Source organism: Streptomyces sp. NBC_00289 (assembly GCF_041435115.1).
In the GTDB taxonomy this organism is placed as follows: Bacteria; Actinomycetota; Actinomycetes; order Streptomycetales; family Streptomycetaceae; genus Streptomyces.
This window is the reverse complement of sequence record NZ_CP108046.1, coordinates 5,763,042-5,788,852: the sequence shown is the minus strand read 5'-3', so window position 1 is coordinate 5,788,852 and position 25,811 is coordinate 5,763,042. Positions and strand designations below refer to the sequence as shown.

The following is a 25,811-nucleotide window of genomic DNA, read 5'->3' as shown; positions in this document are numbered from 1 at the left end:
TGGCGACTGCCGGGAAGCTGAATCTCAACTGGTCGAGATCAAGAAATCTGAACTGGCCGAACTAGCGAACCAGTTGACCTGACCCGATGAACTGATGAACTGATGACTCAGGCTTGACGCAGATCCTCCATGGTCGCGGCTGTTCCCGGCAGGACGGAGCGGGCCGGGGCCCGCAGTCCGTCCAGGAACAGCTGCAGGTGTCGGTGTACGAAGCGGTCGGCGCTGAGGCAGGCGGTGCCGGCCGGGGGCCGGCTGAGCTGGGCCACGGCGACCAGCACGTCGCCCACCCCCACGTCGGTACGGAGTCGACCGGCCGTCTTCGCCCGGTCCATGAGTTCCTCGACGAGCTGCTCGACGCGCCGGCGCGCGGCCTCCAGGTCGGGGTGGTTCTGGTCGAAGGTGCTGGCGACCATCGGGCACAGCGCGCTGATCCGCTCGTCGGCGGCGGCGTGCACGAAGCGCTCCAGCGCCTCGAAGGCGTCGCCGGTTTCCGCGAGCCCCTGCTCGGCGGCCTCCGACGTACGGTCCATGACCGAGCAGACGACCTCGCGGACCAGAGCATCGCGGTCCGGGAAGTTGCGGTACACCGTGGCGTTGCCGACGCCAGCCCGGCGGGCGATCTCGTCGAGCGGCACGTCAGGGCCGAACTCGACGAACATCTCCTGGGCGGCGGTGACGATCCGCTCCCGGTTGCGCAGCGCGTCGGCGCGCGGCCGGGTGACCTTTCGCTGCACGGCGGGTGCGGTCTGCACGGTGGGCTCCTCGGGTGAGTGGGCGGGCGATCCGGGGAGCCTTTCCCCGTTTCGCGCGGACACAGGTCTAAACGGGGAAACGATCCCCGGTTATTTCCCGCCTTCGAGAAGTTTCCTGTGACCTGAGTCACACCGGGAAACCCACGTTCGGCTCCCTCAACGCGCGCCCGACCACCTGGCGGCACAGGGTGATCGAAAGGGTGCAGCCGGTGACCGGCGGCTGCCCGCAGCGAAAGGCCCGTGCATGCAGCCGCAGCCTGAGGGACCCCGCGGGCCGCACCGCCGTCGGATACGCCCGCGGCGTGTGGCCGCCCTCGCCTCCGTGACCCTGCTGACCCTGGCGGTCAGCACCTCGGCCGGAACCGGACACCTCTCCCCGGGCTCCACGGTGGCCGGAGCGGGGCCGATCTCCCTGGCCCGCTCCCCCGCGCTGAGCCCCTGCATGATGACCAGCGGCCCGACCGTCCAGATGTCCGAGGGCGTCCCGACATCCGGCGGCTACTCCCGCTCCACGGGCACCGTCCGCGCCCTCACCCTGATGGTCGACTTCTCCGACGCCCCCGGCCACGGCAACGCGCTCGACCGCTTCCACGAGTTCTTCCCGCAGACCCAGCAGTGGTTCCGCACCAGTTCCTACGGCCGTCTCGACTACCGCCCCGAGACACCGATACCCACCTGGCTGCGCATGCCCAAGCCGTTCGAGGCGTACGGCATAGAGCGCGGCGCGGCCTTCGACCCCGGCTACCGCCGGCTGGTCCAGGACATCGTGGCCACGGCCGATCCGAAGGTCGACTTCCGCTCGTACGACTTCCTCAACGTGCTGATCACCCCGAACGCCGGCCCGTCCGCGCTGGACACGGTCCTGTCGGTCACCTTCGCCGGCAACCCGGAGGCCCCGGTCGCCGACGGCGTCCCGGTGGCGAACGCCTCCTTCGTCTACTCCCGCCAGGACGACGGCTCCGGCTCCTACGACCAGACCGGCTACCGGGTCCTTCCGCACGAGAACGGCCACGTCTTCGGCCTGCCCGACCTCTACACCCAGGAAGGCGGGGGCGCCGTCGGCCACTGGGACATCATGAGCGAGGACTGGGGCGCCAACAACGACCTGCTCGGCTGGCACAAATGGAAGCTGGGCTGGCTGGACGCCTCGCAGGTGCACTGCGCGGCAACGCCGGGCACGACCGAGTACACGCTGACACCACTGGCCCGGGCCGGCGGAGTGAAGCTGCTCGTGGTCCCGGCCGGCACCCGCACCGGGTACGCCGTCGAACTGCGCACCCGCGAGGGCAACGACGAGACGGTGTGCCGCCCCGGCGTACTGATCTACAAGGTCGACGCGGACGTCGACACCGGAATGGGACCCGTGACGGTGTACGACTCCCGCCGCGACAGCGGCGGCTGCACCCGCAGCCCGAACGTCCACGCGGAACTCTCCGACGCCCCCTTCGCCCCCGGCGAGGACTTCAACGACCCGAGAAAGGGCCTCCGCATCACGGTCGCGGGCGCCGACCTCAAGGGCAACTACCGGGTGTTGGTGACGCGGAGGTAGCGACCGGGGCGGGTGCGGATCTCAGGGGGCCGGGTTACGGCGGCGCGTGGGGAGCGGGGGGTTACGGCGACGCGCAGACGGCTACAGGAGCGGGCGCCGACCTCGCGCGGAACTGCCGGATCCCGGCGATACGCAGGTGACCACCGGGGCGGCGCGGACCTGACAGGGGGGCTGTCGGCTACCGGTGAAGCGCAGGTAGCGGCCGGACCGGGTCCGACGACGGGGACGGCCGCAAGCGCGGAGAGGGAGGGCACTGGACAGCGCGGAACGGGACTACGGTAGGCCGGGTCCGCCATGACCGCCGTACCGGAGAACCGATGCCCGCCTCCCCCACGATGGACTCCGACGAGAGCGCCGAGCCGGATACCGGTGCGGAGCCGACCGAGGCCGACAGCCTCGGCGGCGGGGTGGGAGGGGACACCCGGGCGGGGGCGCCTGGCGCGGCGGGCACGGTCGTAGGGGCGGAGGCCGATACCCCGACGGGATCGGGGGAAGCCGCCGCACCGGAGGCGGCCGACGCCCGGACGGGAGCGGCGGAGACCGCCGTACCCTCGAGGGCCGTACCGTCGAAGGCCGATGCCGTACCAACGGCAGCCGATGCCGTACCAACGGCAGCCGATGCCGTACCGGCGGCAGCCGATGCCGTACCGGCGGAAGCCGTGACACCCCTGATCCGGGGAATCGCCGTACTGCGGGAACTGACCGAGGCGGGCGGGACGCTGAGTCTGAGCGGGCTGGAGCGGGCGACCGGCCTCGCCCGCTCCACGGTCGACCGGATCACGTCCACCCTCGCGCGCATGGGCTACGTCCGTCTGGACGGCCGGGACGCGGTCCTCGCCCCCCGGGTCATGGAGCTGGGCAACGCCTACCTGGCCGCCCTGCGCCTGCCCGCGCTGCTGGCCGCACACGCGGACGCCCTCGCGGACGAACTGGACGAGTCGGTATCGCTGGCGGTCGCCGACGGCGACGGAATCCGCTTCATCCACCAGGCCACCCGCCGCCGCGCGATGTCCCTGAGCTTCCGCATCGGCGACCTGCTCCCCGCCGAACGCACCGCGCCGGGCCCGCTGTTCGCGGCGGAGTGGACGGACGAGGAGTGGCGCAGGTGGCGCGAGCGGCGAGCGACGGACCCGAGAGACCAGAGTTTTCCTGCCGTACCACCACGCGAACACGCCTCACCGGACGGCGACTTCGAACGACGTGCCACCGACGCACGGGAGGACGGCTGGGCGCTGGACGACCAGCTGATCGAACCGGGTCTGGTGGCCGTCTCCATGCCGGTACGGGACCCGCGGACCGGCCGAACGGCCTGCGTGGCAAGCGTGGTGAGCCACACGAGCCGCCACACGGCGCCGAACCTGCGCGACACCCTGCTGCCCCGGCTGCGGACGGCGGTGACACAGATGGAAACGGACCTGACGACGGCCTCCTCGACCCCATCGGCCTCCTCGACCTCCTCGGCACCATCGGGCCTGGCGACCTGGACGGGTGCGTCGAAGCAGGAACTCGGCAGGGAGTTCATCGAGTCCCTGGCCCGTGGCCTGACGATCCTGACCGCCTTCGACGAGGGAAGGGCGTCGCCGACGCTGACGGAGGTGGCCAGGGCGACCGGCCTGGCCCGCGCGACGGCACGCAGGGCACTGATCACGTATGAGCATCTGGGCCTGGTGCGACAGGGCGAGAACCGCACGTTCCTGCTGACCCCCGCGGTCCTGTCCCTGGGCTTCCCACCCGCCTCCCGGACGTCTCTCCCCGTGATCGCGACCCCGCACCTGGAGGACCTGGCCGCGCGTATCCAGGAGTCGGCATCGCTGGCGATCCTGACCCCGTCGGGCGAGGAGATCCAGTACACGGCCCGGGCGGCCACGACCCGCGTCATGAGCGTCAACATCACGGTCGGCACCCGACTGCCCGCCCACGCGACCTCACTCGGGCGAGTACTGCTGGCGGACGCGGAGCAGAACTACGCCCTGGTCGACGGAGAACTGGAGGAGGGCCTGCGCGCGATCGCGGTCCCGGTCCGCGACCGCACGGGCAGGGCCGTCGCCGCGGCGAACGTCACCGTCCACGCGGCCCGGCACACAGCGGCGGAATGCGTCGAGAACATCCTCCCGGAACTGATGACGACGGTCGGCCGCATCGAGGCCGAGCTCCGAGTCGCAGGCCGCTTCACCCGCGTACCCACGACCTGATCCACCCCCGCACCCCACCCCACAGATCCGGTACGCTGACGCCTGTAGCGCTGCCTTCGTAGCTCAGGGGATAGAGCACCGCTCTCCTAAAGCGGGTGTCGCAGGTTCGAATCCTGCCGGGGGCACCAGGCAAAAGGCCCCGGACCGATCATGGTCCGGGGCCTTTGACATCCAGTTTTGACATCAACGAGGACGGTCACTGACGACCGGGACGCTTCCTGAGCAGCCGATCCATGTGGCTCATGGCCTGACTGCCGCATCCGGTGCCAGCGCAACGGGGCGATGCAGAGCGCGGGCAATGGGACGACCCGGCGACGGCGGCTCTTGGGATCGTCGTCGTACAGGACGCCGCGACGGCGCTGGGTCTGCTGGCGGACATAGAGGATCCGGTTGTCGAGATCGAGGTCCGACCATCGGAGGCCCATGATCTCGCCCCGCCGGAGCCCCATGGCGATGGCGAGCACGAAGACCGCGTAGAGCGGATGTCAGTCCAGCGTTTCGTCCAGCGTCCAGGGCTTCAACTCCCTGTGGGGCTTCGGCCCGGACTCGTCCAGGCAGGTCCACCAGGGCCGCACGGCTCGACCTGTCAGGCCGAGGCAGTCGCTCAGGGCTGCCGCTACGGTCGTGAGGAAGAGCGGATTGCCACCGGAGGAGGAACGACGATGGCCGGCACCGAAACGCTCGACCGCAGCACCTGGGAGACCGCCCTCAACCAGATGACCGAGGAACACCAGGGGGAGTTCGTCACCATCGAGGTACTGGACCCCGAGGTCGGGCACCAGTACGCAGCCAACCGGCTGCCCTTCGCCACCATCGTGTACGACCCGAAGGACGACGTAGTGGCCGTCTCCGTCGGTGGACGGTCGCCGCGCTACCCCGTCGTCCTGCGGCACCTGGTGTGGCACCCCAGGGAGATCGACGTCGCCACGCAGGACATTCCCGAGCCGGCGGTCCGGACAGTCGACAAGGACGGCACCGCCACGCTCATCACCTTCTTCCCCCAGGAGTCCGGCACGGAGTCTTGACCCCTGAGGCGCGCCCGCCGCCGGCAGCCGTCACGGCACCTCGTATGACGCGACCTGCTTGTAGCTGGGTCATGTGCTTCTCGGGAGGCGGATCGCGGCGGCCAGGCCGATGACCGCCAGAGTGATCATTACGGCGGCATAGGCGCCCTTGGTGAGGCCGGAGACCGGTGCCGGCGATGGCTGTGCCGAAGGACGAGCCGAGGTTGGAGAGGCTGCGGGAGAGGCCGGAGATCTCGCCTTGTTGGTCCTTGGGGAAGCTGGACTGGACGATGTTGACCGGCGGGGGCCTCACCCGCTGCGGGTGACAGGTGAGCCGATGAGTGCGACAGAGGTGTCCTACACTCCGCCCGTCCATCGCACCCAGAGGCCGGTGAGCACCGCTATTCGGTGCCGGTTTCGGCCTTGTGCAGCAGCTGGGCCAACAGCAGGACGCCTCCGGTCGCTGCTCCTACCGCTCCCGCGGCCAGGAAGCCACGAGAGGAACGCCAGGACAGCACCGACCAGCGCGACTGCGCGGAGAACAACGATCCCGTACTCAGCCACGACCCGGTGGAGATCAGCGACAGGGAGGAACCGATCGAGCCGACCGACAGGGCACTTCCGATCGAGCCGACCGACAAGGCCGAACCGACGGACCCCACGGACAGCACCGATCCCACTGAGCCGATCGACAACACGGAGTCCTGTGACCACAACGACAGCACCGAACCGGAGGAGGCACGTCGGATCGACCGTACGGACAGTTTCGTCATGAGGCCATCCTGCCCGCTGGTCGTGCCGTCTCGCGGGTTGTGGACGGATGCTGCGGTTGGCCGGCGCGAGATCCGGGTTGCTCCTCAACAGCCGTCCCGGGTAGGCCGAGGGATCGAACTCCTTCCCAGCAGGGTCCCAACGGCCCCCGCCGCAGACCGAGTTACAACCATCGACCCGGGCAGAACCGAGCAGACGGGGGATGATCCGCTCATGCGCATACGACGAGAGGTCCGCTGGGGCCTGTGGGGGTTGTGGCTCGCGTGTCTCGTGTTCTCCATCTGGTTCGTCGCCGAGGTGGTCACGCTCTTTCTGGAGGCCGAGTCCTGGTGACGTGGGCGGGGTGTCGTGCCATTCCGTGCCGGACAGTCCTCGCGGGCCGGTTGCGTCGCGCTCGTGGCGCCGGCTTGGGCGAGCCACCGCCCGGGCGCGTCCGCCCCGGCGGCGCAGACCGGGTCCGCCTGCCCGTTGGGTCCCGGCCCCACTGGGTCTATCGTCGGAATCATGGGGCCAGGACTAGGAGGACGGCCGGTGATGCCGCAGGACGAGGCCGTGATCGGCTGCACGGGCAAGGTACTCATCGGGACTCGCGGATCCGCGGGCCCCGGCGAGATTCTGGTGCGGGTCAGAGGTGGCTCCGAGACCTTCCTCGCCTGGTCGGAGACCCCCCTGTCCGCGGGCGCGACGGTGCTCGTGATCGAATCACGCGGATGCCGCGAGGTCGGCGTCATCGAGTGGGTGGATCCATTGGACGCGCTTGGCGAGGACACCGCCGACGCCGACTGAGGAGTACAGGCATGTTCGGATACCGCGTCCCCGCCCCCGACGAGGCGATGTTGATCTCGGGAGGCAGGCGGGGACTGGGGGGCGCGCCGTTTCGAGTGGTGACGGGGCACGGCAAGTTCGTGCTCCCCGTCTTTCGGAAGGTCCGGTTCCTCACCCTGTCCATGTGCGAGTCCGAGGTCACCGAGACGTGTGTGACCAGGCAGGGCATCGCGTTGCACGTCCGCGCGGTCATCGCTTTCAAGGTCGGCAACGATCACGAAAGCGTCATCAACGCTGGCCAGCGGTTCCTCTCCGACCAGGAGCAGATGTCGGTGCTCACCGGCCGGATCTTCGCCGGCCACCTGCGGGCCATCATCGGCTCGATGACCGTCGAGGAGATCGTCACCGAGCGGCAGAAGCTCGCCGCGGAGGTCCTGGACACCTCCAAGACCGAGATGGCGAAGATCGGCCTGACCGTCGATTCCCTTCAGATCCAGTCGATCGACGACGGCGACACCGGCTACATCGACGCGATGTCCGCGCCGCACAAGGCGGCCATCCAGCGGCAGGCCCAGATCGCCCAGGCCCAGGCCACGCAGGCCGCGGCCCAGGCGGAGCAGGCGGCGGCCCGCGAGCAGGCCGAGTACGCCCGACAGACCGCCATCGTCAAGGCGGAGTACTCGGCCGAGGTGGACCGCGCCCAGGCGCAGGCCGCGCAGGCCGGACCACTGGCGCAGGCACACGCCCAGCAGGAGGTGCTGGCCGTCCAGACGGAGCTGGCCCAGCGCCAGGCCAAGCTGCGCCAGCAGCAGCTGGTGGCCGAGATCGTGAAGCCCGCCGAGGCTGAGGCGGAGCGAGTGAGGATTCTCGCGGCTGCCGAGGCGCAGCGGATGAAGATCCAGGCAGAGGCGGCGGCCTCGTACGACCGGGTCGCACTCGACCGGATGCTGATCGACCAGCTTCCGCAGATCGTCAAGGAGGCCGCCGGCGGTCTCGCCGGCGCCAACGTCAATGTCCTCAACGGCGCGGACGGCCTCGGCGAGATCGCCGCCGGCCTGGTGTCCCAGGGCCTGACGATCCTCGACTCGGTCCGACAGAACCTGAACGGCCAGGACTCCGACGGCCGCCGACCCGCGGAGAGGGAGGACAACGGCCTGCTTCAACTGCCCATCGGCAAGGAGCCGAAGGCGAAGGACGGTCGGGTGGACGTCGACTAGGAGCGGCAGAAGCAGGCGAGCTCACCAACGGCCGGGGGGCCGAAGAACGGAAGGGCCGCCACGGCAAGGGCACCGGACGATCATGGTCCGGGCCCGCGTTTGGCAGGGTCTGTGCACGACGGCGGCGCGCCTGAGCCCCTGAGGGGTCGGGCGCGCCGCCTTGTTGGTGCCGGTGGGCCGGGTTCAGCGGTCACCGGGGCGTGGTGCGGGGGTCAGTCAGTGGCGGTCGTTCCCACCGTGGTGGCGGTCGTTCCCACCGTGGTGGCGGTCGTTCCCACCGTGGTGGCGGTCGTTCCCACCGTGGTGGCGGTTGTCGCCGTCGTGGTGGCGGTCGTTCCCACCGTGGTGGCGGTTGTCGCCGTCGTGGTGACGGTTGTCGCCACCGTGGTGACGGTTGTCGCCACCGTGGTGACGGCCGCGGCCCCAGGACTCGTCGTCGACGAAGCGGCCGTGGTCGTTGCGCAGGGTGGCGGTGTCGGAACGGTTGTCCCACGCGTAGTTGCGGCGGTCCTGGTAGAGGTCCGTGCGGGTGTCGCGGCCCTCACCGGTGTGGATCCGGACCGTGGCGCGGCCCTCCAGGCGGTAGTGGCGGAAGGTGAACTTACGGCCGTCTTCTCCTCGCAGGGTCCAGCCGTCGAGGTTGACCGAGTGACGCTTGGTGTTGGTGAGCTCCACCCACTCCTTGTTCAGGGAGCGGTTGGAGCGGTCCTCCGGTCCGGGGGAGTCGTACTGCACGGCTGAGATCTCCACCTGCGAGCGGCCGGGGCGCGCGTGGTCGGCGGCGGACGCGGGCAGCGTCACCACCGCGACCACGGCGCCGGCCGCGAGCGCGGCAGCGGCCAGACGGCGGGCGGTGACAGATGCGGAAACGGACACAAAGTCCCCCTGCATGGTGCGGGCACCTGCCCTCAACGGCCTTCGTGGTCCTTTGAGGGATTCGGTGCGGTGTGCGGGTGGCGACCGGCTGGCCGCGCACTCACACTCTGTCCACAGCACGCTCCGGATGGGGAGGAAATATGGGCGGTGTTACGTATTGCCCACATCTCCGTAACTCTCGACTGCAATATCCACTTATTTCGCGTAGGCGTGAAGTTGACGCCCGGGCGAATGCTGCCCTCTTGCGGCAGTTGGGCTGTGGTGTCCGTTCGCCACGTTCGCGCCACCCCACCCAGCGGCGGGCCGTCACCCGAAAGTGAGTAACGACCGACTGCGTGTTCTCCGCCTTCGTCACAGCAAGAACGCGCCGCCGGCGTATCCGTGACGGGGTCGCGACAGCGACCACGGGCCTTGCCTCACGCTGAGAAGACCGTCCAAGGGCCGTCCCCAGGCCGCCCATGAACCGCCCAAGGACCGCCCAAGGACCCTTGTAGACCGTCTATGGACCGCCCTAGAGGAGGCCCAGGTCGGTCGATCCGGGCCCTGTCGCCGCCGGATGCGAAGAACGTCACGAGCGACAACGGTGACCGGTGGGCGCGCTCGCACGGGTCGGCTCGGTGGCCGACCCGCAGGTCAGGGGCGGGATGTGCCGATCTGTCCCGTACCGCGGTTCTTGCCGCCCGCTCCGTTACCGAACTGTGGAGGCGGACAGCCGCACCGAACGGATACCGGCGGGCGCATACTGGTGAGGATGACAAAGCCAGCAGCGTTGAAGCGTAGTTTGCCCTCCAGCCCCTTCAAGGCCCCGGTCGCACCGCCTCCGAAGCACTTCGCGGTGGGCGATCAGGTCACCCACGACATGTACGGCCTCGGCCGAGTGATCGGCATCGAGGAGGGGATCGCGGTCCTCGTGGACTTCGGTTCCGCGCAGGAGCGGATCCTGAGCCCGTACTCCAAGATGAGCAAGCTGTAGGTCCGCTGTGCCCGGCCACGGCACGCCAGGTCACTTCGTGGGCCTGTAACGAATGGGAGACCCCTCATCGACCTGACTTCGTTGTTCTCCGCTCCGGGAGGGCCGCCCAGCCGTGCCGCCGCGGCATCACCGCCTCCCACGACGAACCCGTTCCAGGCTCCGGACTTCGGCGAGGACGAGACGTATCTGCCCAACGACGGGCAAGCGTCCGTCCCGGGCATGGGGACGGCTCAACGCCAGGTCGGCTAGCTCCAACCGTGGACTGTGGCCTCGGCGGCCGGCCACGGGCCGGCGCCGTGTCCCACCCTGCGGCGACCGTCATGTCGAGACGTCCACCACCTCGGCGACGAACGTCTGGAACAGCACCTGCGAGGGCTTGCTCTTCGCGAGGAGGCTGAATGGGCCGTGCTTCTCGGACTTCACGCCGATGTAGCCGGGAAGGTTCCCCTCGCCGTCGGCTGCCGTCGGGAACTGCTGGCCCTCGAACTTCTTGTTGTTCCTGATGGCGTCGAGACCTTCGCCCTGCGAGGCCAGCGCCATGTACTGGGGGCTGAACAGCAGGTCGTGCGCGCCCGGCTTCAGTACGAACTTGAGCACCGCCTTGGCCTCCCTGGCCTCGTCGGTTCCCTTGTCGTAGTAGTGCCTGGCCTGCCCCTCGTCGCCCATGTGACCCTTGACGGGGATCTCCCCGACCGTCGCGTCGTTGTTGAACGCGAGGCCCGGCCCCGTTTCCGGAATGCTCTCCATCCAGTCGTCGGACGCCTTCTTCTTCCCGGTCTGCCAGGCGAGGATCTCGTCGGCCTCCTCCCTCGGCATGGTCCGGAAGAGGACCAGTTGATCACCCGAAGAGTCCGCCAGGCTTTCCAGCAGGCCAGGAATCACGCTGCTCAGCACTTCATCCAGCGATCTCGCCTTGCTCTTCGACGAGCCTTTTCCCTTTTTGCCCTTGCCCAGCTTCAGGGCGTTCTTCGCCGCCTTCGCCAGCTTGCCGCTTCGACTCCCCCCGTCCCAGTGCTCGGTCGTCAGCATGTCCTGCACGTTCCCCCCGGTGTCCATCCGCTGGACCACCTGGCTGACGGCCGAGTTCCCCGCGGCGCGCTGCAGGCCGAGTACGGCCGCCGGCGTCATGGGGCCTCGGGTGGGGTCGAGCGTGGGAGCCGAGGGCTGACCGTGCTGGGGAACCGGAATGCGCCGCCGGCCGTGTTCGGCCACTTCGGCGGAGTCGTGGGCATGCATGAGGATCCTTTGCGTGCGTTCAGGACGTGTCCGACCACCTTTCATCGTCAACGGGCGCCCGCCGCACGGTGAAGGGCTCGAAGGGCAGTGTTGTGTGCCCCCGGGGACCCGACCCGGGCGTACCGCACCGCCCTTTTCCGGTCCGGGGGCTCGGCTCGGCCGCGCTCTCGGACCGGACGGGCTTCTCGCCGCGCCCTCCGGACCCCGGTTACGCGGCGAAGCGCTCGGCCAGGGCCTTCGCCTTCGTGGCCGCGTCCTGGAGGGCGCGGTTGCGGGAGGCCTCGAAGAGCGGCAGCAACTCGGACAGGGCCGGCATGTGCGGGGCCATCGTGAGCTCGGGAACGATGAAGTCCAGCTCGAGCGCGAGGGCGTCGGCGAGGACCGCCGTCAGGTAGTTCTGGACGTACTCGTAGGGCTCGCGCGGGGTGCCCGGTGCGTACGAACCGCCGCGGCTGGCCACGACGGTGACCGGGGTGCCCTTGGCGGAGGGGGTCTCGCCCGCCGTGCGACCCAACAGGATCACGCTGTCCAGCCACGCCTTGAGGGTCGACGGAATCGTGTAGTTGTACATCGGGGCGCCGATGAGCACCGCGTCCGCCTGCTCCAGCTCCTCGATCAGCTTCAGCCGGTCGGCGAAGGCCGCCGCCTGCTCGGGCGTGTGGGCGGCCGGATCCGCGAAGCCGGCGGTGTGCGCGTCGGCGGTGATGTGCGGGACGGGATGCGCGGCGAGGTCGCGGTAGATCACCGTGCCGTCGGGGTGCTGCTCCTGCCACGTCTTGCGGAAGGCGTCCGTCACGGCACGGGAGGCGGACGCCTCGCCGGTGAAGACGGACGAGTCGATGTGCAACAGGGTGGCCATGAGTCTCTCCAGAAGGGCGAGCCCGTAACGCGACGACGGGCTGAGATTTCGTACTCGACTATAGATAACACAGGGACTTACTTTTTATTAGCCCCCAACGGCAGGGTAGTACCCTGAACCCATGGCGGCAGAGCAGACCCATGACGCGTCGGCGTGCAGGCAAGTGGACGACGGCATCACCCGCGTCTTCCAGCTGCTCGGCAAGCGCTGGAGCGGGCCGATCCTGGCCGTGCTGATGGGGCAGCGCACCCACTTCGCCGACCTGCGCCGGGCCATCCCCGGCATCAGCGAGCGCATGCTCTCCGACCGCCTCGCCGAGCTGGGCGCCGCGGGACTCCTGGTGCGCGAGGTCGACGAGGGACCGCCGTTGCGCGTGTCCTACCGGCTGACCGAATCGGGAGCCGCGCTCGAACCCTCGCTCAGAGGGCTCGGCGAGTGGGCGAGGGAGCACCTGCCGGACGTACCGCCCTGCGTGAAGGCGATGGAGACCGTGAGGGCCGCGGGAACAGCCGAGACGGTCGAAGCCGTGAAGACGGCCGCGGGAACAGCCGAGACGGTCGAAACCGTGAAGACGGCCGGATAGCCACGACTCTCGCGTACGGCGGCACTCCCGGGCCCCGCCGGCCCCGCGGCGAGCGAATGGCCAGGCCACGACCCGGTCTCGTCACCGCCGGGTCACAGGTGGGCGGCCCGGAGAACCCCCGGGCGGGTCCGAGTTGTCTGCGTCGGCGAGGGGCGGCGAGGGCCTGCTCCCGGCGACGCGACTTCGGGGGATGCCATGCGGTACGGGAGCCGGTACAGGAGCGGTGCGCGCGGGACCCTGGTGGCGGTGATCGCGGCCTCGGCCGCGCTGGTGGTCACCGGGTGCCAGGGCGACGACGGTGGTGACGGTGTCGGCTCCGGGACCGTGGCCGGGTCGTCCTCGGGTGCGGCGAGCGTCTCGGTGTCGCCGTCCGGTTCGGCGGGAGGCGGTGTCTCCGAGCCCGGCAAAGGCGGCGCGTCCACATCGGCGTCTGCGTCTGCGTCCACGTCGGCGTCCGCGTCCGCGAGCGCCTCGTCCGGTTCCGTGGGAGGTGCGGTGGAGGCGTGTGCCGCGGCCGGGCTCGAGGCTGCCGCGCGTCAGGCCGCCGATCGGCCCGACGGGACGGGGACCGGAGCCGTGGTCGTCGGGTTCACCAACGTCTCGGGGACGTCGTGCGTCCTCGGCGGGCACCCTTCGGTGGCCGGGGCCGGCAATGGTTCCCCGGAGCACAACTCCCCGCTGGCGGTGACGCGTACCGGTTCGGCGCCCTCGGTGCGGGTGGCTCCGGGTGGCACGGCGTGGGTGAAGCTGACCTTCGTCCAGGTCCAGGGTGAGGGCGACGGCTACTGCGTGTCCGGCGCCGATCCCGTGGTGTACCCCACCCTGGTGGTCGGGCTTCCCGGCGCCGGGAAGCACCAAGTCGCGCTGGACGACGGCGTGTTCGCCGAGTGCGACGACACGGTGACCGCCACGGCCGTGTCCTTGGCCAAGCCTTCCTGATGCCGTGCCCCGGGTGAGTGCGTTCACCGTCGCCGGATGGGTACGCGCGCTCGCATCCGTCCTGCGCGGCAAGGCCGGCATCGTCGTACGACAAGGCGGGGAACGCACCTGACCATCGCCGCCACCGCCGCCACCGCCCTCCTGGTCCTGGCCGCACGGTCGCCGCCTGGGCCTGACGAGCCGGCAGAACTCGGGCGTAATGGCCGGTGTCCGAATTCGACCACTCCTTCCAGCCACTGGGCAGGTCGGACGGCACAGCCCCCGCCGTCGGTGCGATCTCGCCGCCGCCGGCCGGAGTCGGCGGCGTGCCGCCCGGGCGGGCCTCGCACCGCGGGGCCCGGGCCTGCACCGGCGGGGGTACCGGCTCCGCCCACGGTGGCCGGGCTGCAGGTCGGAGTGGGTCTGCGGGGCATGACGGCCCAGGTGGCCGGGGCCGATATCGGCGCCGGCCCGGCGATCGTCATCGAGGTCACGGCGGTGGACGGACTGCGGCTGTGGGCGCCCGTCGGCGAGGTGCGGCCGGCGACCCGGCCGTCCCGAGGGTGACACCGGACGGGGGCAACGGCTGGATTTCGCCCCGCGAGGGGCGTAATTCAGCAATGCTGAGCGGTACCAGGCGTGTCCCGCCGACCGGGCCTGCCGTGCCTCGTCCCGTCTCAACTTGCTTGTTCACCATGACCACTTGATGTGCTGATCCGGAAGGACCACAGCCATGGCCACACCCTTGTCCGCCGCGAAAACGCTTGCTGCGTTAAAGGCCGAGGGTCTCAGCGTCCACGAACACGCCGGCTGGACCACCCACAACCGCGACTCGGCGACCGGCAAGTCCTTCGGTCCCGTGATCGGCGTACTGATCCACCACACCGCCGGTCACGGCGACAAGGAGCTCTGCTTCAAGGGCAGGTCCGACCTTCCCGGCCCGCTCTGCCACGCCTGGCTCGGCAAGACCGACGGCCTGTGGATGATCGGCCACGGCCGCGCCAACCACGCCGGATCCGTCGACCTCGACGTCCTCAACGCGCTGCGCGAGGAGGAAAAGCTGCCGCACGACAACCAGGCCAACGCCGACGGCAACGACTGCCTGTACGGCCTGGAGATCGAGAACCTCGGCGACGGCAAGGACCCGTACCCGGACGCGCAGTACGAGAAGGCCGTGCTGTGGGCGGCGGCCCTGTGCCGGGCCCACGGGTGGTCCGAGAAGTCCGTCGCCGGACACAAGGAGGTCCAGCCCGGCAAGATCGACCCCAGTTTCGACATGGACGACTTCCGTGCCGACGTGAAGAAGCAACTCGCTTCCAAGGTCGGCAAACCGACGCCGTCCAAGCCGAGCAGCCCCGGCAAGCCCCGGGTCGACCTGTCCCGCCTCGCCAAGGCCGCGAAGACCGACCCCGGCGCCAAGCAGGGCCACGTCAGCTACATGGCGGGGACCAACCTCACCGAGGCGGCCCTGGTCAAACTGGGCTATCTCGCCAAGACGTACGCGGGTGACGGTTCCTTCGGCTCGACCACCATCGCCGCCTACGCCAAGTGGCAGCGCCACCTCGGCTACACCGGCACCGACGCCAACGGCATCCCCGGCAAGATCTCGCTGAGCAAACTCGGCGATCGCACCGGCCTGTTCACCGTCGTCGCCTGACCCAAGAGCCGCCTACCGGTGAGCCACCCGGCGGCGAGCCGGCCACCGGCCGGTCGTTCACCGATCAGCCGCTCACCGACCCGTCACACACCGGTCGTTCGCCGTCCGGTCGTTCGCCGAACGGCACTCGGCGGGCCGAACAACCGTCTGACCGTACGGCGAGAAGGGCACCTGCCAGCGCGGCAGGTGCCCTTCCGTGTGTCTTCGGCCGACCGGTGGGCGCGTGGTGTGCGAGCGGCAACTCGGTCAGTTAACAGTAAAGAACCTTGACAGATAATTGGTCTAGTCCAACGATGGCGCTAGCCCGCCCCCCAGCCCCGCTGTCCCTATCTCCCTGGGAGCGTCAATGAGACGACCTGGTCCTCTTCGCGCGTTGCTGTCCTGCATGACCGTGAGCACCCTGTCCGCCGGGCTCGTCGCACTCTCGGGCGGTGGCGCGCTCGCCTCGCAGCAGAGCCCCGCGCACCCCTCGCCCCCCGCGAAGCCGATGCCCGCGCACGTGGCGGCGCCGTACTTCGAGGCGTGGACCGGCGAGAGCCCGGCCGCGCTCGCCGCCGAGTCGGGCAACAAGTACCTCACGCTGGCGTTCCTCCAGACGGCCGCGGCGGGCTCGTGCACCGCGGACTGGAACGGCGACGCCACCCAGCCGATCTCCCCGGCGACCTTCGGCAGCGACATCGCCACGATCCAGGCGCGCGGCGGCAACGTCATCCCGTCCTTCGGCGGCTACAGCGCCGACACCACCGGCACCGAGCTCGCCGACAGCTGCACCAGCGTCGACGCCATCGCCAAGGTGTACGAGAGTCTCGTCACGACGTACGGCGTCACCCGGATCGACCTGGACATCGAGGCCGACTCCATCAACAACGCCGCCGGCATCGACCGCCGCAACAAGGCCGTCGCCAAGGCCGAACGCTGGGCCGAACGCAGCGGTCGCCCCCTGCAGTTCTCGTACACCCTGCCGACGACCAACACCGGCCTCGCGCCCAACGGCGTGGCCCTGCTGCAGAACGCCGTGGACAACGGCGCGCGCGTGGACGTCGTCAACATCATGACGTTCGACTACTGGGACGGTGCCACCCACGACATGGCGGTCGACACCGAGACCGCCGCCGCCGGTCTGCACGCCCAACTGGCCGCCCTGTACCCGAAGAAGAGCCCGGCGAAGCTGTGGCACACGATCGGTGTCACCGAGATGCCCGGCATCGACGACTTCGGCCCCGAGGAGACCTTCACCACGCAGGACGCCGTCAAGGTGGAGAAGTGGGCCGTGGAGAAGGGGATCAACACGCTCTCCTTCTGGGCGCTCCAGCGCGACAACGGCGGTTGCGTGGGCACCGCGGGCGCCAACTCCTGCTCCGGCATCGCCCAGGACACCTGGCAGTTCAGCCACACCTTCGAGCCCTTCACCCGCGGTCACGGCCACAGCCACCACTGACGGCTCGGAGCTCGGGGCTCGGAGCTCGGGGCTCGGGGCTCGGGGCTCGGGGCTCGGGGCTCGGGGCTCGGGGCTGAGAGTCGATCGAGGCCCACGGCCCACGATCGACCCGTGCGGACTCCTGACCAACGTCTGCCACTCACGGCCGCATCCACCCGGCCCCGCTCGATGCCCTCATCCCGGCTCCGTCACATCGGTGTCCCGGCCGGTTTTCCGGCCGGGACCTGTGAGGAATGGGGTGCCGGGGAGAGCAGTCCGCGGCGGCTACCGCGCCGGTGCCGGCCCAGGCACCGGCTCCGGTCGCCGCGCCCGTCCAGCAGCCGTAGCCAACGCCGCTGTCACCACGAGGGACGCCATCGCGGCGAGCGTCATCGCCCGTGCCGGAGAGGTGAGTTGGGCCGCCGAACCGGCCAGGGCCGCGGCCACGCCCTGCATCGTCAGCATGCCCGCCGAGTGCAGTCCGAGGGCGTGGCCGCTCAGTTCGTCGGGGGTGAGGGCCATCAGCCGTTCCTGCTGGACCAGGCTCGCGCCGAAGCCGACGGAGGCGAGAGCGACCAGGGCGGCGGCCACCGGGAGAGCGGGGTGCAGGAAGAACGCCAGGTACGGCCCGGCCAGCAGGACCAGCAGGGGCAGGCCCAGGCGCGGGCGGACGGTGGCCGGCACCAGACGGCCGACCGTCACGTCACCGGCGAACATGCCCAGCGCCGCGCAGGCGAACAGGGTGCCCGCGGCGCCGGGATCGTACGACACGTAGAGCGATTCGCAGCCGACGACCAGGCCGTTGGGAATCCACAGGCCCAGGTAGACGTGGCGGCGAGGGCGCGAGGACCACAGCAGGGCGTTGGTGCGCCAGGTCGCCCGGATCGAGGGGCGGCCCGCGGCACGCGGTGGGCGTCGCGTCAGGCCGAGGCGGATTCCGGCGGCCGACATGAGGAACAGTCCGGCCGCCAGCAGCAGGCAGACCCGCGGTGAGACCACCGTCATCAGGGCGCCGCCGGTGGCGTAGCCGGTGATCTGCATCAGCCCGCTCTGCATGTTGAAGACCGAACGCCCGAGCAGGTAGCCGTCCTTGGAGAGCGTCTCGGTCAGGAGTCCCCAGCGCACTCCCCCGCCGAGCGACGCGACGACCCCTTGGGCGAGGACGACGGCGAAGACGGCCTGGATCGGCAGACCGGGCAACGCCAGCACCGTCGTACCGGCCGCGAAGGCGAGCGAGATGCCCGCCAGCGTCGCCCGCGGCGGCAACCGGTCTGCCCCCGACAGCAGGAAGGTCGCGCCCAGCACCTGCGCCAGCGAGGGGCCGAACATGCTTCAAGGCGGACAGCAGCGGTGAGTCGGTCGCCCGGTACACCAGGGTGCCGAGCGCCAGCCCGCTCACGGTCTGTCCCGCGGTGAGGGCCGCGGAGGTGAGCAGGAGCGGGGTGAACTCCGGGGTCCGGAGAAGTTGTCGGTAGCTGCGCATGAGCGGAGTCTGTGACGGCCTGGAAGGGCGCCGTTATTGTTTCGCGCCGGGGCGAAAGGTCGTGACGCGAGCGCGGACGGCGACGCCGACGGGGTGTGGACCGGGGACGGGGTGGAGGCGGGCGCATGGGCTGGTGGCAGGTCAACGCGGACACCCTGGCCGGCAGCCGCTTCGTACTGTCCCCGCTCGCCGAGACCTTCGCCTCGCTGAAACTGCTGCACGCGGGCGTGCCCGCGCACCCCGGTGAACAGGCCTGGCTCAGCGATCACCTGCCCGCCTACCGGAGGCGGCTGGCCGCCGACCCGGTCACGGCGCTGCTGGTCCGCTCGGGGCTGGGCCGGAACTGGATCGCCGACTTCCTCACGCCCACCCCCAAGGACCGGGAGACCTTCGAGGAGGGTGTCGCCCGTGTCCGGGCCGCCCAGCCCGGCCGGGCCCGCGCGCATCTGCGGACCTCCCTCGCCGGCCCGCTCCCGGCGGCGCTGCACCGGGACGACCTCCCCGAGCGGGCGGCCGCGCTCCTCGAGGACGTCTGGGCCGACGCCGTACGGCCGTACTGGCCCCGGCGGCGTCGCGTGCTGGAGGCGGACGTGGTCGCGCGCACCGCGCGGATGACCCAGGGCGGCTGGGCGGCCGTCCTGGACGCGCTGCGTCCGGGCACGCGCTGGCTCGGCGAGAACCGGCTGCAGGTGAACACGCACGAGTACCCGCCGCGGGAGATCTCCGGCGCGCAGCTCGTGTTCGTACCGGTCACTCCGCAGACGGGCTGGGTGTCGTGGGAGGAGGACGAACGCTACGCGGTGGTCTACCCGTGCGCCGGCGTGCTCGCCACGGGCCGGAGCCCCGCTGTGCCCGCGAGCCTGGGCACGCTGCTCGGAACCGCTCGCGCCGGGGTCCTGGTACGGCTCGGCTCCCCACTGAGCACCAGCCAACTGACCGCCGTGACCGGCCAGGGCCTCGGTTCGGTCGGCCGGCACCTACGCGTCCTGCTGGACGCGGGACTGGTGGAACGGCGGCGGGCGGGGCGATCGGTGCTGTACTCCCGGACGGCGGCAGGGGAGGTCTTGGTGCGGGCCGGACGGGGCGGCGGGGCGGACAGCCCGGCATAATCCGGGGGTTCTGCCGGGCGGGGCCCGGTGGCGGCCCCCGCGAGTCCGGGCCACGGCCCGCCGAGGGGCGGTGGGCGCGGGGAGCGTGTTACGCACCACGTCTCCGGCCCGGCCCGTCGGGCAGGCCATAGCATCGCCGTATGACGAATACTTCTTTGTACGAGATCGAGATCGGCGCCCTGAAGGGCGGTTCCGCGGACCTCGGGCAGTACGCCGGGCAGGCCGTGCTCGTCGTGAACGTGGCCTCCAAGTGCGGGCTGACCCCGCAGTACAACGGCCTGGAGCGACTGCAGGAGCGTTACGCCGCCAAGGGCTTCACCGTGCTGGGCGTGCCGTGCAACCAGTTCCTCGGGCAGGAGCCCGGCAGCGCCGAGGAGATCGCCGAGTTCTGCTCGGCGACGTACGGCGTGACCTTCCCGCTGACCGAGAAGGTCGAGGTGAACGGTGAGGGCAGGCACACGCTGTACGACGGCCTGGTCGGTTTCGCCGATGCCGAGGGGCACAGCGGGGACATCCGCTGGAACTTCGAGAAGTTCCTGATCGGCCGCGACGGCAAGGTCGTCGCCCGCTTCTCGCCGCAGACCGAGCCGGAGGCCGCCGAGATCGTCACGGCCATCGAGGCCCAACTGGCGGCTTGATCCCGCCCCCGGGCACGGTCGCGGGTGGCTGAGCCGGAGGACGCGCCTGGGTCGGGAGCGGGCCGGGTCCGGGAGCCGAGCTCGGAAGGGCTCGGTTCGGGATCGAAGGGCTGAGGGCTGAACGGCGGTCGTGGTCCCGGCACATGTGGGCGCCGGACCCGCCTGGGTGAGGCGGATCGCGGGCGGGCACAGCCGAGCCCCCTCGGCAAGGACGGCGAGCTGGTCGAGAGGGCTCTGTCACTGGTGCTTGTGCAGTTGTGAGTGGTGCGGTGTTGCGGCTGCCGGCCTTGCCGTGTGATTGCCGATCGCCTGTTACTCGATCGCCTGGTTGCCGGCCATACGGTCGGGCGAGGATCAGAAAGCCTCCTCTTACGCCTTGACCGCTGCCACGAAGGCCTTCCACGCGTCGGCGGGGAACGCCAGGGTGGGGCCCTCGTGGACCTTGGAGTCACGAACGGCCAGTGCCGCCGACGGCGACATGACCTCGACGCATGCGCCGTTGCCCGTGGAGTAGGAGGACTTCGTCCACGTTGCCGTGGCACCCTGAAGAATTGCCATGTTTGCTCCGGTGGGGAGTTGTACGGTTTGAGCCAACGCCTTTGATCGTGGCGTGATCGACGCTACTCGCCAACATCCCTATTCGGAGCAGTCGTTCACTCGACCGGATGGCATATTCCAGGGGAGTCTTCCAGTCCGGTGGTCCTGGGGTGTAGCATCCGGCCCTTCACTCCCGAGGGCCTCAGCGGGCGTACTCCTTCGCGACGTCCTCGATGAGCCGACGGGACTGTTCCACGTTCAAGGCCTGCGCCCGCAGGTGCTCGTACATCACCGTGTACTTCTGCACGTCGTGCGCCTTCTCCAGGTACAGGTCACTGGTCACGCCCTCGATGTACACCACGCTCGAGTCGGCCGCGTCCGCGAACTCCAGGATCGCGTACTGGCCGTTGATACCGGGGTGCGCCCCGACCTCGAACGGCAGCACCTGCACGGTGATGTGCGGCTGCTGGGACATCTCGGCGACCTGCTCCAGCTGCTCGCGCATCACCTGACGGCTCCCGACGACCCGGCGCAGCGCGGCCTCGTCCAGGACCACCCACAGGCGCAGCGGTTCCCGGTCGGCGGCGATACGATCCTGCCGCCGCAGCCGGACCTGGACGCGCTTCTCGATGTCGGTGGTCGAGGTCTCCGGCAGCGCCCCCTGGATGATCGCCTCGGCGTACTGCCGGGTCTGCAACAGGCCGGTGATCACCTGGGGTTCGTAGACCCGCAGGGACTCCGCGTCGGTCTCCAGCCCGATGTACACGCTGTACGGGATGTCCCCGAAGGCATGCCACCAGCCCTGTTGGCGCGAGTCCTTGGCCATCTGCATCAGCGAGTCGACGATGCGCTGGTCCTCGACCTCGTAGACCCCGCACAGATCGCGGACGTCCCGCTGGCTGATACTGCGCCGACCGTTCTCCAGGCGGCTGATCTTCGACTGCGACACGAGCAGTCGCTCCGCCACTTCCTCGGCCGTCATGCCCTTGAGCTCGCGGAGCCTGCGCAGCTCCTGGCCCAGCCGGCGTCGCCTGACGGTGGGATTGACATTGGACGCCACGGGACGTGCACCTCCGGCTGTGTGCCTGTATCTGCCACTTTGCGTATCTGCTGTTGAGCAGACTGCCACCAAGGTGCTTTCTACCGCTGGCAAACGAGGGATATGCGCTGCGTGCGGGGCCGGCCGGGGCACGAAGAAGCGTGCCGGGGGCGGACATGCGGCCGCGCGGGGCGGCGGGACCGTGTCGTCTTCCGGACGTACGGTTCCGTCGCCCCGCGCGGACCAGCGGCTCCCGGACCGGTCTTGGGGACTGCGGTGCGGCGCTCGGCCATGCTCGGCGGTGCGGGTCGTGCGGTCTTACCGGGTCGTGCGGTCTTACCGGGTCATGCGGGTCCCGCGAACCGCGTCGCGGTGCTGCCGTGGGACTGCGGCTCAGTGGGCCACGGCACGCACCATGCTTCCGTGGCGCGGTTGCATCGGAACACCACGAGCGGGTTCCGGCGCGGACCTGGCCCCGGGCGCGGCCTGCCGGCCGGCCGGTGCCTGGTTACGGCGCGGCTGTGCGGCCGCGCCGTTCTGGACGTCCATCACGGCGTGCGCCACGAGACCGCCCATGGGGTCGTGCCTGATCAGGTCCCGCAGCCGGGAGCGGGACGAGCGTCCCTCATTGCCCGGATACAGGTGCTTGCCGAGGCCGACCGCGTGCGCCAGTGCGGCGAGCGCCGCGGTCCGCGGGTCCGGCGGTACGCCGGTGCGGATCGCGGAGTCCAGCCGGGCCTTGATCTCCCGGCTGATGTCGGTGTCCGTCGCCTGGTAGCGAGTCGTCGGAAGCACTCCGCACATCTGGCCCGCCACGGCATGCACCATGCCGCACCGCTCCAGATGCGAGAGGTAAATCTGGCGTAGCCCGAGACGCGGCCCGCCAATCCAGTGGACGGCCCGAACCGGAGCGCCGCGCCTTCGCAGCAACTCCAACGCGCAGTCCAAAGTCGGATCTCCGGTCGGCCGTGGGGACACCACGGCGATACGATCCCCGTCTGGGGCTATCCGTCCGGCCAGCGCCAGCTCCACTAGCTGTGCTCCGGCCAGACCAAGGTCGAGCGACTGCGGCTGTGCGGTGGTACCCGTGGTCGGGTCCAGCGCCAGAAGCAAAAGCTCTTCCGGAATGGTTCTGCGGCTCCTGCCCATCCATGCCTCCCCGCGTGGATGAATGACAGGGTGACCCCTCTCACATTGGTCTGTCGAGGGTGCGTGACCTGTTTGCAATGGAACCAGTAGGTATGTCGTTCTCGTCTACCGCTTGGGTCAAGCCCGCACACAGGACACTGGTACATGGTTCGGACAGCGCCACGAGGCGGTGTCCGGGCGGCGGTTCACGGTTCGGTTGACGCACGGAGGGCGTGCGGCGCATGGAGGAGGCATCGGTGGCGGGCGAGTCCCCCGACAGGTCGAAGCAGCGCGAGTCGTCGGCGGAACCGACGCCGGGGAGCGCGGGCCCGGTTCCCGAAGCCAGGAGCGAGGGCGGCTCGGCAGGCGAGAAGCGCGACCCTCGCCTGGCGGTGTCCCGCTCCCGCGGAGGCGTCGATACGGCGACGAGGGTGCTGTCCGTGCGGGAGCTCGCGGAGGCGACCGGGAACGCCGACGACGCCGAGGCCCCCGAGGACGCCCAGCGGGCTGACGGCGTCGAGGACGCGGTGGACGCGGCCCGGGACGGTGCCCGGGAGTCCGGGGCGGAGACCGAGGCCGAGGCCGCGAACTCCGGCTCCGACGCCGACGCCCGCTCCGAGGAGGAGCGCGAGGCGGCTTCCGAAACCCCGGAGAGCACCGGGGCTTCCGAGGACGTGGGTGCCGTGACGGGTGACGCGCGGTTGCGAGAGGCCGTGGCCGCCTGGGTGCGGTCGGCGGACGACAAGCCGGCGATCGCGGCCGAGGACACCGAGGACGCCGACACCTCGGGGACCGACGACGAGGCGGACGGCAAGGCCGACAGTGGCGGTGCCGGCACCGTCGACGATGAAGACGCGGACGCCGCCGAGGCGGACGCCGAGGCCGTCGAGGAGGCTGAGGGCGCCGTGGAGGCCCCGCAGGCCGACGCCGCGCCCAAGACGACCGACAGCGGGGCGGACGCCGGGACAGACGCCCAGGGAGCCGTTGACGCGCCTTCCGAGGCGGACGCGGACGACCAGGCCGACACGGACGAGTCCGAGCCCGCCGACGCTGTCGGGCCCCGCGACGAGCCCGCCGACGAGCCCCGCGACACGCCCGACGAGGACGCCGCGAAGGCCGACGCCACCGAGAAGGCCGACGCCGAGCCCGCCGACGCTGTCGGGCCCCGCGACGAACCCGCCGACGAGCCCCGCGACACGCCCGGTGAGGACGCCGCGAAGGCCGACGCCACTGAAGAGGCCGACGCCGAGCCCGACGAGCGGCCCGTCGACCAGCCCACCGCCGTCTTCAAGGCCCTGCCGCCGTCCGCGCCCGCCGTGGACCAGCCCACGACCATGCTGAAGCTCAGCGACGCGGCCCGGGCCCCGAGGGACGCGAAGCCCGCCGACGCCGATGCGAAGCAGGACGCGAAGCCGAAGCAGGACGCGAAGCCGAGGCAGGACCCCGGGCCCAAGGACGACGCCAGGCCGAAGGAGGACGCCAAGCCAAAGGCAGGTCCCGAAGCCGGTCCCGAAGCCGGTCCCGAAGCCGGTTCCGAAGCCGGTTCCGAGCCCGACGCCAAGTCCAAGGCCGGTCCCAAGCGTGAGGCCGAGGCCGAGCGCACCAGCAAGTTCGTCGCGCTCAAGCCGCTGGACGAGCCGCGCCCGGCCGCGCAGCCCAAGCCCGCCTCCGCCCCGCACCGCACGCCCGCCGGCACGCCGTCCGGCACGCCCGACGCCAGGCCCACCGGCAAGCCGGGCACGGCGCCGGACGCCACGGCGGTCACCCCGCGGCTCGGCCCCGAGCGGACCACGCAGCAGCCGTTGCCGCCGAGGCCGCCGCTGGACCTGCTGGCGGAGCTGACGAACACGCCGCCGCCGCCGGAGACCCCGGTCCGCACGATCGTCCGACGGGTCAAGATCTGGACCCCGCTGGTGCTGCTGCTGGTGGTCGTGTTCGCGATCGCACAGGCCGTGCGCCCGCTGCCGGCGCCGACGCTCGCGCTGACCGCCGAGGACTCGTACGCCTTCGACGGCAGCAAGGTGGACCTGCCGTGGCCGAGCCAGGGCCAGGGCTGGATGGACGTCGAGGGCATCGGCACGATGGGGGACTTCGGCAAGCAGACGCCGGTCGCCATCGGCTCGGTCGCCAAGGCCATGACGGCGTACATCGTCCTCAAGGACCACCCGTTGAAGACGGGCGCCGAGGGGCCCGCCATCGAGGTCGACGCGACCGCCGAGAAGGAGGGCGGCTACGACAAGGACGGCGAGTCCACCCTCAACAGCGTCAAGCAGGGCGACAAGCTGTCCGAGAAGCAGGCGCTGGCGGCCATCATGATCCCGTCCGCCAACAACATCGCCCGCCTGCTGGCCCGTTGGGACTCGGGGACCGAGGCGGCGTTCATCAAGAAGATGAACGCCACCGCCAAGGAACTCGGCATGACGAACACGACGTACACGGACGCCTCCGGCCTCAAGGAGACCACCGTCTCCACCGCCGAGGACCAGGTGAAGCTGGGCAACGAGCTGGTGAAGATCCCGGCACTGACGGCGATCACGTCCATGGGGCAGTGGGTCGACCCCTCGGATCGGAAGCACTACAACTACAACTACCTGGTCCCCTACAACGGGGCGATCGGCCTCAAGACGGGCACCACCACCGCGGCCGGCGGCAACCTGCTGTTCGCCGCCACCAAGGAGGTCGGCGGTGAGACGGTGACCGTGGTGGGCGCGATCCTCGGCCAGCACAAGGCGCCGATCATCCAGACCGTGAACGACGTCAGCAAGACCGCGATGCTCGCCGCGCGGGAAGCCCTGAAGTCGGCGAAGATCCTGAAGAAGGGCGACGTCGTCGGGTACGTGGACGACGGGCTCGGCGGCCGGACCCCGGTGGTCCTCACGAAGGACGTCGCGGCGGTCGGCTGGGCCGGCCTGAAGGTGAAGCTGTCCTTCACGTCCGGCGACGTGCCGCACACCGCGAAGGCCGGAACCAGGGTCGGCACGCTGACCGTCGGTGACGGTGCGAGCGGCGCGGTCAAGGTGCCGGTCACTCTGGGGAAGGAACTCGTCGAACCGGGCTTCACGGACAAGCTGAAGCGCGTCGGCTGAGCCGGCGCCCGTGACGCGCCCG

21 protein-coding genes, 1 tRNA gene and 3 pseudogenes are annotated in these 25,811 nt (G+C 70.5%); 15 read left to right on the top strand and 10 right to left on the bottom strand.

What is annotated here, in order from left to right; translation table 11 throughout:
* Positions 1-107: 107 nt before the first annotated feature.
* Entirely contained in the window at positions 108-752 is a 645-nt protein-coding gene (locus OG985_RS26255) for a TetR/AcrR family transcriptional regulator (RefSeq protein WP_371670786.1), read from the bottom strand.
* Positions 753-996: 244 nt separating this feature from the next.
* Here OG985_RS26255 and OG985_RS26250 point away from each other — a divergent pair, with 244 nt between their 5' ends.
* The 3 genes from OG985_RS26250 (at position 997) to OG985_RS26240 (ending at position 4,621) form a co-directional block, all read left to right on the top strand.
* Positions 997-2,301, top strand: a complete 1,305-nt coding sequence (locus OG985_RS26250; protein ID WP_371670785.1) for a M6 family metalloprotease domain-containing protein — start codon at positions 997-999, stop codon at positions 2,299-2,301.
* Positions 2,302-2,618: 317 nt separating this feature from the next.
* Positions 2,619-4,493, top strand: a complete 1,875-nt coding sequence (locus OG985_RS26245) for an IclR family transcriptional regulator C-terminal domain-containing protein (protein WP_371670784.1) — start codon at positions 2,619-2,621, stop codon at positions 4,491-4,493.
* A 52-nt stretch (positions 4,494-4,545) separates the two neighbouring features.
* A tRNA-Arg gene (locus OG985_RS26240) sits at positions 4,546-4,621 on the top strand.
* Between the two features lie 120 nt (positions 4,622-4,741).
* Here the strand turns inward: OG985_RS26240 and OG985_RS26235 are convergent.
* Positions 4,742-5,023, bottom strand: a pseudogene (locus OG985_RS26235) (tyrosine-type recombinase/integrase); the annotation flags it as partial.
* Positions 5,024-5,155: 132 nt separating this feature from the next.
* On the opposite strand from OG985_RS26235, the gene OG985_RS26230 reads away from it, so the two are divergent.
* The gene (locus OG985_RS26230) at positions 5,156-5,518 is read left to right on the top strand and encodes a DUF5335 family protein (protein ID WP_371670783.1); all 363 of its coding nucleotides are present in this window, start codon (positions 5,156-5,158) and stop codon (positions 5,516-5,518) included.
* 380 nt (positions 5,519-5,898) lie between these two features.
* On the opposite strand, the gene OG985_RS26225 is transcribed toward OG985_RS26230, so the two are convergent.
* A complete protein-coding gene (locus OG985_RS26225) occupies positions 5,899-6,270 on the bottom strand; it encodes a hypothetical protein (protein ID WP_371670782.1) in 372 nt (123 codons plus the stop codon).
* Positions 6,271-6,802: 532 nt separating this feature from the next.
* Here OG985_RS26225 and OG985_RS26220 point away from each other — a divergent pair.
* Positions 6,803-7,054, top strand: a complete 252-nt coding sequence (locus tag OG985_RS26220) for a hypothetical protein (RefSeq protein ID WP_371670781.1) — start codon at positions 6,803-6,805, stop codon at positions 7,052-7,054.
* 11 nt (positions 7,055-7,065) lie between these two features.
* Complete coding sequence (locus tag OG985_RS26215; RefSeq protein ID WP_371670780.1) at positions 7,066-8,250, top strand: SPFH domain-containing protein; 1,185 nt, start codon at positions 7,066-7,068, stop codon at positions 8,248-8,250.
* Between the two features lie 216 nt (positions 8,251-8,466).
* Here the strand turns inward: OG985_RS26215 and OG985_RS26210 are convergent, their stop codons facing one another.
* The gene (locus tag OG985_RS26210; RefSeq protein WP_371670779.1) at positions 8,467-9,141 is read right to left on the bottom strand and encodes a lamin tail domain-containing protein; all 675 of its coding nucleotides are present in this window, start codon (positions 9,139-9,141) and stop codon (positions 8,467-8,469) included.
* A gap of 736 nt (positions 9,142-9,877) precedes the next feature.
* Here OG985_RS26210 and OG985_RS26205 point away from each other — a divergent pair.
* Positions 9,878-10,099: a hypothetical protein gene (locus OG985_RS26205; protein ID WP_371670778.1), complete on the top strand. Its 222-nt coding sequence runs from the start codon at positions 9,878-9,880 to the stop codon at positions 10,097-10,099.
* Between the two features lie 318 nt (positions 10,100-10,417).
* Here OG985_RS26205 and OG985_RS26200 read toward each other — a convergent pair whose 3' ends face one another.
* Entirely contained in the window at positions 10,418-11,335 is a 918-nt protein-coding gene (locus OG985_RS26200) for a hypothetical protein (RefSeq protein WP_371670777.1), read from the bottom strand.
* Between the two features lie 208 nt (positions 11,336-11,543).
* A complete protein-coding gene (locus tag OG985_RS26195; RefSeq protein WP_371670776.1) occupies positions 11,544-12,194 on the bottom strand; it encodes an FMN-dependent NADH-azoreductase in 651 nt (216 codons plus the stop codon).
* A gap of 121 nt (positions 12,195-12,315) precedes the next feature.
* Here OG985_RS26195 and OG985_RS26190 point away from each other — a divergent pair.
* From OG985_RS26190 to OG985_RS26170, 5 genes and pseudogenes are all read left to right on the top strand, one after another.
* Positions 12,316-12,666, top strand: a pseudogene (locus OG985_RS26190) (winged helix-turn-helix transcriptional regulator); the annotation flags it as partial.
* Positions 12,667-13,023: 357 nt separating this feature from the next.
* The gene (locus OG985_RS26185; RefSeq protein ID WP_371670775.1) at positions 13,024-13,716 is read left to right on the top strand and encodes a DUF4232 domain-containing protein; all 693 of its coding nucleotides are present in this window, start codon (positions 13,024-13,026) and stop codon (positions 13,714-13,716) included.
* Between the two features lie 411 nt (positions 13,717-14,127).
* A complete protein-coding gene (locus OG985_RS26180) occupies positions 14,128-14,262 on the top strand; it encodes a hypothetical protein (RefSeq protein WP_371670774.1) in 135 nt (44 codons plus the stop codon).
* A gap of 166 nt (positions 14,263-14,428) precedes the next feature.
* A complete protein-coding gene (locus OG985_RS26175; RefSeq protein ID WP_371670773.1) occupies positions 14,429-15,352 on the top strand; it encodes an N-acetylmuramoyl-L-alanine amidase in 924 nt (307 codons plus the stop codon).
* A 385-nt stretch (positions 15,353-15,737) separates the two neighbouring features.
* Positions 15,738-16,790: a chitinase gene (locus OG985_RS26170; protein WP_371670772.1), complete on the top strand. Its 1,053-nt coding sequence runs from the start codon at positions 15,738-15,740 to the stop codon at positions 16,788-16,790.
* A 264-nt stretch (positions 16,791-17,054) separates the two neighbouring features.
* On the opposite strand, the pseudogene OG985_RS26165 reads toward OG985_RS26170, so the two are convergent.
* A pseudogene (locus tag OG985_RS26165) lies at positions 17,055-18,252 on the bottom strand (MFS transporter).
* A gap of 125 nt (positions 18,253-18,377) precedes the next feature.
* Here OG985_RS26165 and OG985_RS26160 point away from each other — a divergent pair.
* Both OG985_RS26160 and OG985_RS26155 read left to right on the top strand, forming a co-directional pair.
* Entirely contained in the window at positions 18,378-19,361 is a 984-nt protein-coding gene (locus tag OG985_RS26160; protein ID WP_371670771.1) for a winged helix-turn-helix domain-containing protein, read from the top strand.
* A 140-nt stretch (positions 19,362-19,501) separates the two neighbouring features.
* The gene (locus OG985_RS26155) at positions 19,502-19,999 is read left to right on the top strand and encodes a glutathione peroxidase (protein WP_371670770.1); all 498 of its coding nucleotides are present in this window, start codon (positions 19,502-19,504) and stop codon (positions 19,997-19,999) included.
* A gap of 369 nt (positions 20,000-20,368) precedes the next feature.
* On the opposite strand, the gene OG985_RS26150 is transcribed toward OG985_RS26155, so the two are convergent.
* From OG985_RS26150 to OG985_RS26140, 3 genes are all read right to left on the bottom strand, one after another.
* A complete protein-coding gene (locus OG985_RS26150; protein WP_371670769.1) occupies positions 20,369-20,557 on the bottom strand; it encodes a DUF397 domain-containing protein in 189 nt (62 codons plus the stop codon).
* Between the two features lie 181 nt (positions 20,558-20,738).
* Positions 20,739-21,596: a helix-turn-helix domain-containing protein gene (locus OG985_RS26145; RefSeq protein ID WP_371670768.1), complete on the bottom strand. Its 858-nt coding sequence runs from the start codon at positions 21,594-21,596 to the stop codon at positions 20,739-20,741.
* 372 nt (positions 21,597-21,968) lie between these two features.
* Complete coding sequence (locus tag OG985_RS26140) at positions 21,969-22,724, bottom strand: GPP34 family phosphoprotein (protein WP_371670767.1); 756 nt, start codon at positions 22,722-22,724, stop codon at positions 21,969-21,971.
* 221 nt (positions 22,725-22,945) lie between these two features.
* On the opposite strand from OG985_RS26140, the gene OG985_RS26135 reads away from it, so the two are divergent.
* On the top strand, positions 22,946-25,789 hold the full coding sequence (locus OG985_RS26135) for a D-alanyl-D-alanine carboxypeptidase (protein WP_371670766.1): 2,844 nt from the start codon (positions 22,946-22,948) through the stop codon (positions 25,787-25,789).
* The last annotated feature ends 22 nt before the right edge of the window (positions 25,790-25,811 follow it).

What these genes read in the sequence shown, in the direction of transcription:
- OG985_RS26225 (WP_371670782.1), bottom strand. Translation starts at nt 6,270, where the DNA reads ATGACGAAACTGTCCGTACGGTCGATCCGACGTGCCTCCTCCGGTTCG.
- OG985_RS26205 (WP_371670778.1), top strand. Translation starts at nt 9,878, where the DNA reads ATGACAAAGCCAGCAGCGTTGAAGCGTAGTTTGCCCTCCAGCCCCTTC.
- OG985_RS26200 (WP_371670777.1), bottom strand. Translation starts at nt 11,335, where the DNA reads ATGCATGCCCACGACTCCGCCGAAGTGGCCGAACACGGCCGGCGGCGC.
- OG985_RS26155 (WP_371670770.1), top strand. Translation starts at nt 19,502, where the DNA reads ATGACGAATACTTCTTTGTACGAGATCGAGATCGGCGCCCTGAAGGGC.
- OG985_RS26210 (WP_371670779.1), bottom strand. Translation starts at nt 9,141, where the DNA reads ATGCAGGGGGACTTTGTGTCCGTTTCCGCATCTGTCACCGCCCGCCGT.
- OG985_RS26140 (WP_371670767.1), bottom strand. Translation starts at nt 22,724, where the DNA reads ATGGGCAGGAGCCGCAGAACCATTCCGGAAGAGCTTTTGCTTCTGGCG.
- OG985_RS26175 (WP_371670773.1), top strand. Translation starts at nt 14,429, where the DNA reads ATGGCCACACCCTTGTCCGCCGCGAAAACGCTTGCTGCGTTAAAGGCC.
- OG985_RS26250 (WP_371670785.1), top strand. Translation starts at nt 997, where the DNA reads ATGCAGCCGCAGCCTGAGGGACCCCGCGGGCCGCACCGCCGTCGGATA.
- OG985_RS26150 (WP_371670769.1), bottom strand. Translation starts at nt 20,557, where the DNA reads ATGGCAATTCTTCAGGGTGCCACGGCAACGTGGACGAAGTCCTCCTAC.
- OG985_RS26220 (WP_371670781.1), top strand. Translation starts at nt 6,803, where the DNA reads ATGCCGCAGGACGAGGCCGTGATCGGCTGCACGGGCAAGGTACTCATC.
- OG985_RS26170 (WP_371670772.1), top strand. Translation starts at nt 15,738, where the DNA reads ATGACCGTGAGCACCCTGTCCGCCGGGCTCGTCGCACTCTCGGGCGGT.
- OG985_RS26195 (WP_371670776.1), bottom strand. Translation starts at nt 12,194, where the DNA reads ATGGCCACCCTGTTGCACATCGACTCGTCCGTCTTCACCGGCGAGGCG.
- OG985_RS26230 (WP_371670783.1), top strand. Translation starts at nt 5,156, where the DNA reads ATGGCCGGCACCGAAACGCTCGACCGCAGCACCTGGGAGACCGCCCTC.
- OG985_RS26245 (WP_371670784.1), top strand. Translation starts at nt 2,619, where the DNA reads ATGCCCGCCTCCCCCACGATGGACTCCGACGAGAGCGCCGAGCCGGAT.
- OG985_RS26180 (WP_371670774.1), top strand. Translation starts at nt 14,128, where the DNA reads ATGACGGCCCAGGTGGCCGGGGCCGATATCGGCGCCGGCCCGGCGATC.
- OG985_RS26215 (WP_371670780.1), top strand. Translation starts at nt 7,066, where the DNA reads ATGTTCGGATACCGCGTCCCCGCCCCCGACGAGGCGATGTTGATCTCG.
- OG985_RS26160 (WP_371670771.1), top strand. Translation starts at nt 18,378, where the DNA reads ATGGGCTGGTGGCAGGTCAACGCGGACACCCTGGCCGGCAGCCGCTTC.
- OG985_RS26135 (WP_371670766.1), top strand. Translation starts at nt 22,946, where the DNA reads ATGGAGGAGGCATCGGTGGCGGGCGAGTCCCCCGACAGGTCGAAGCAG.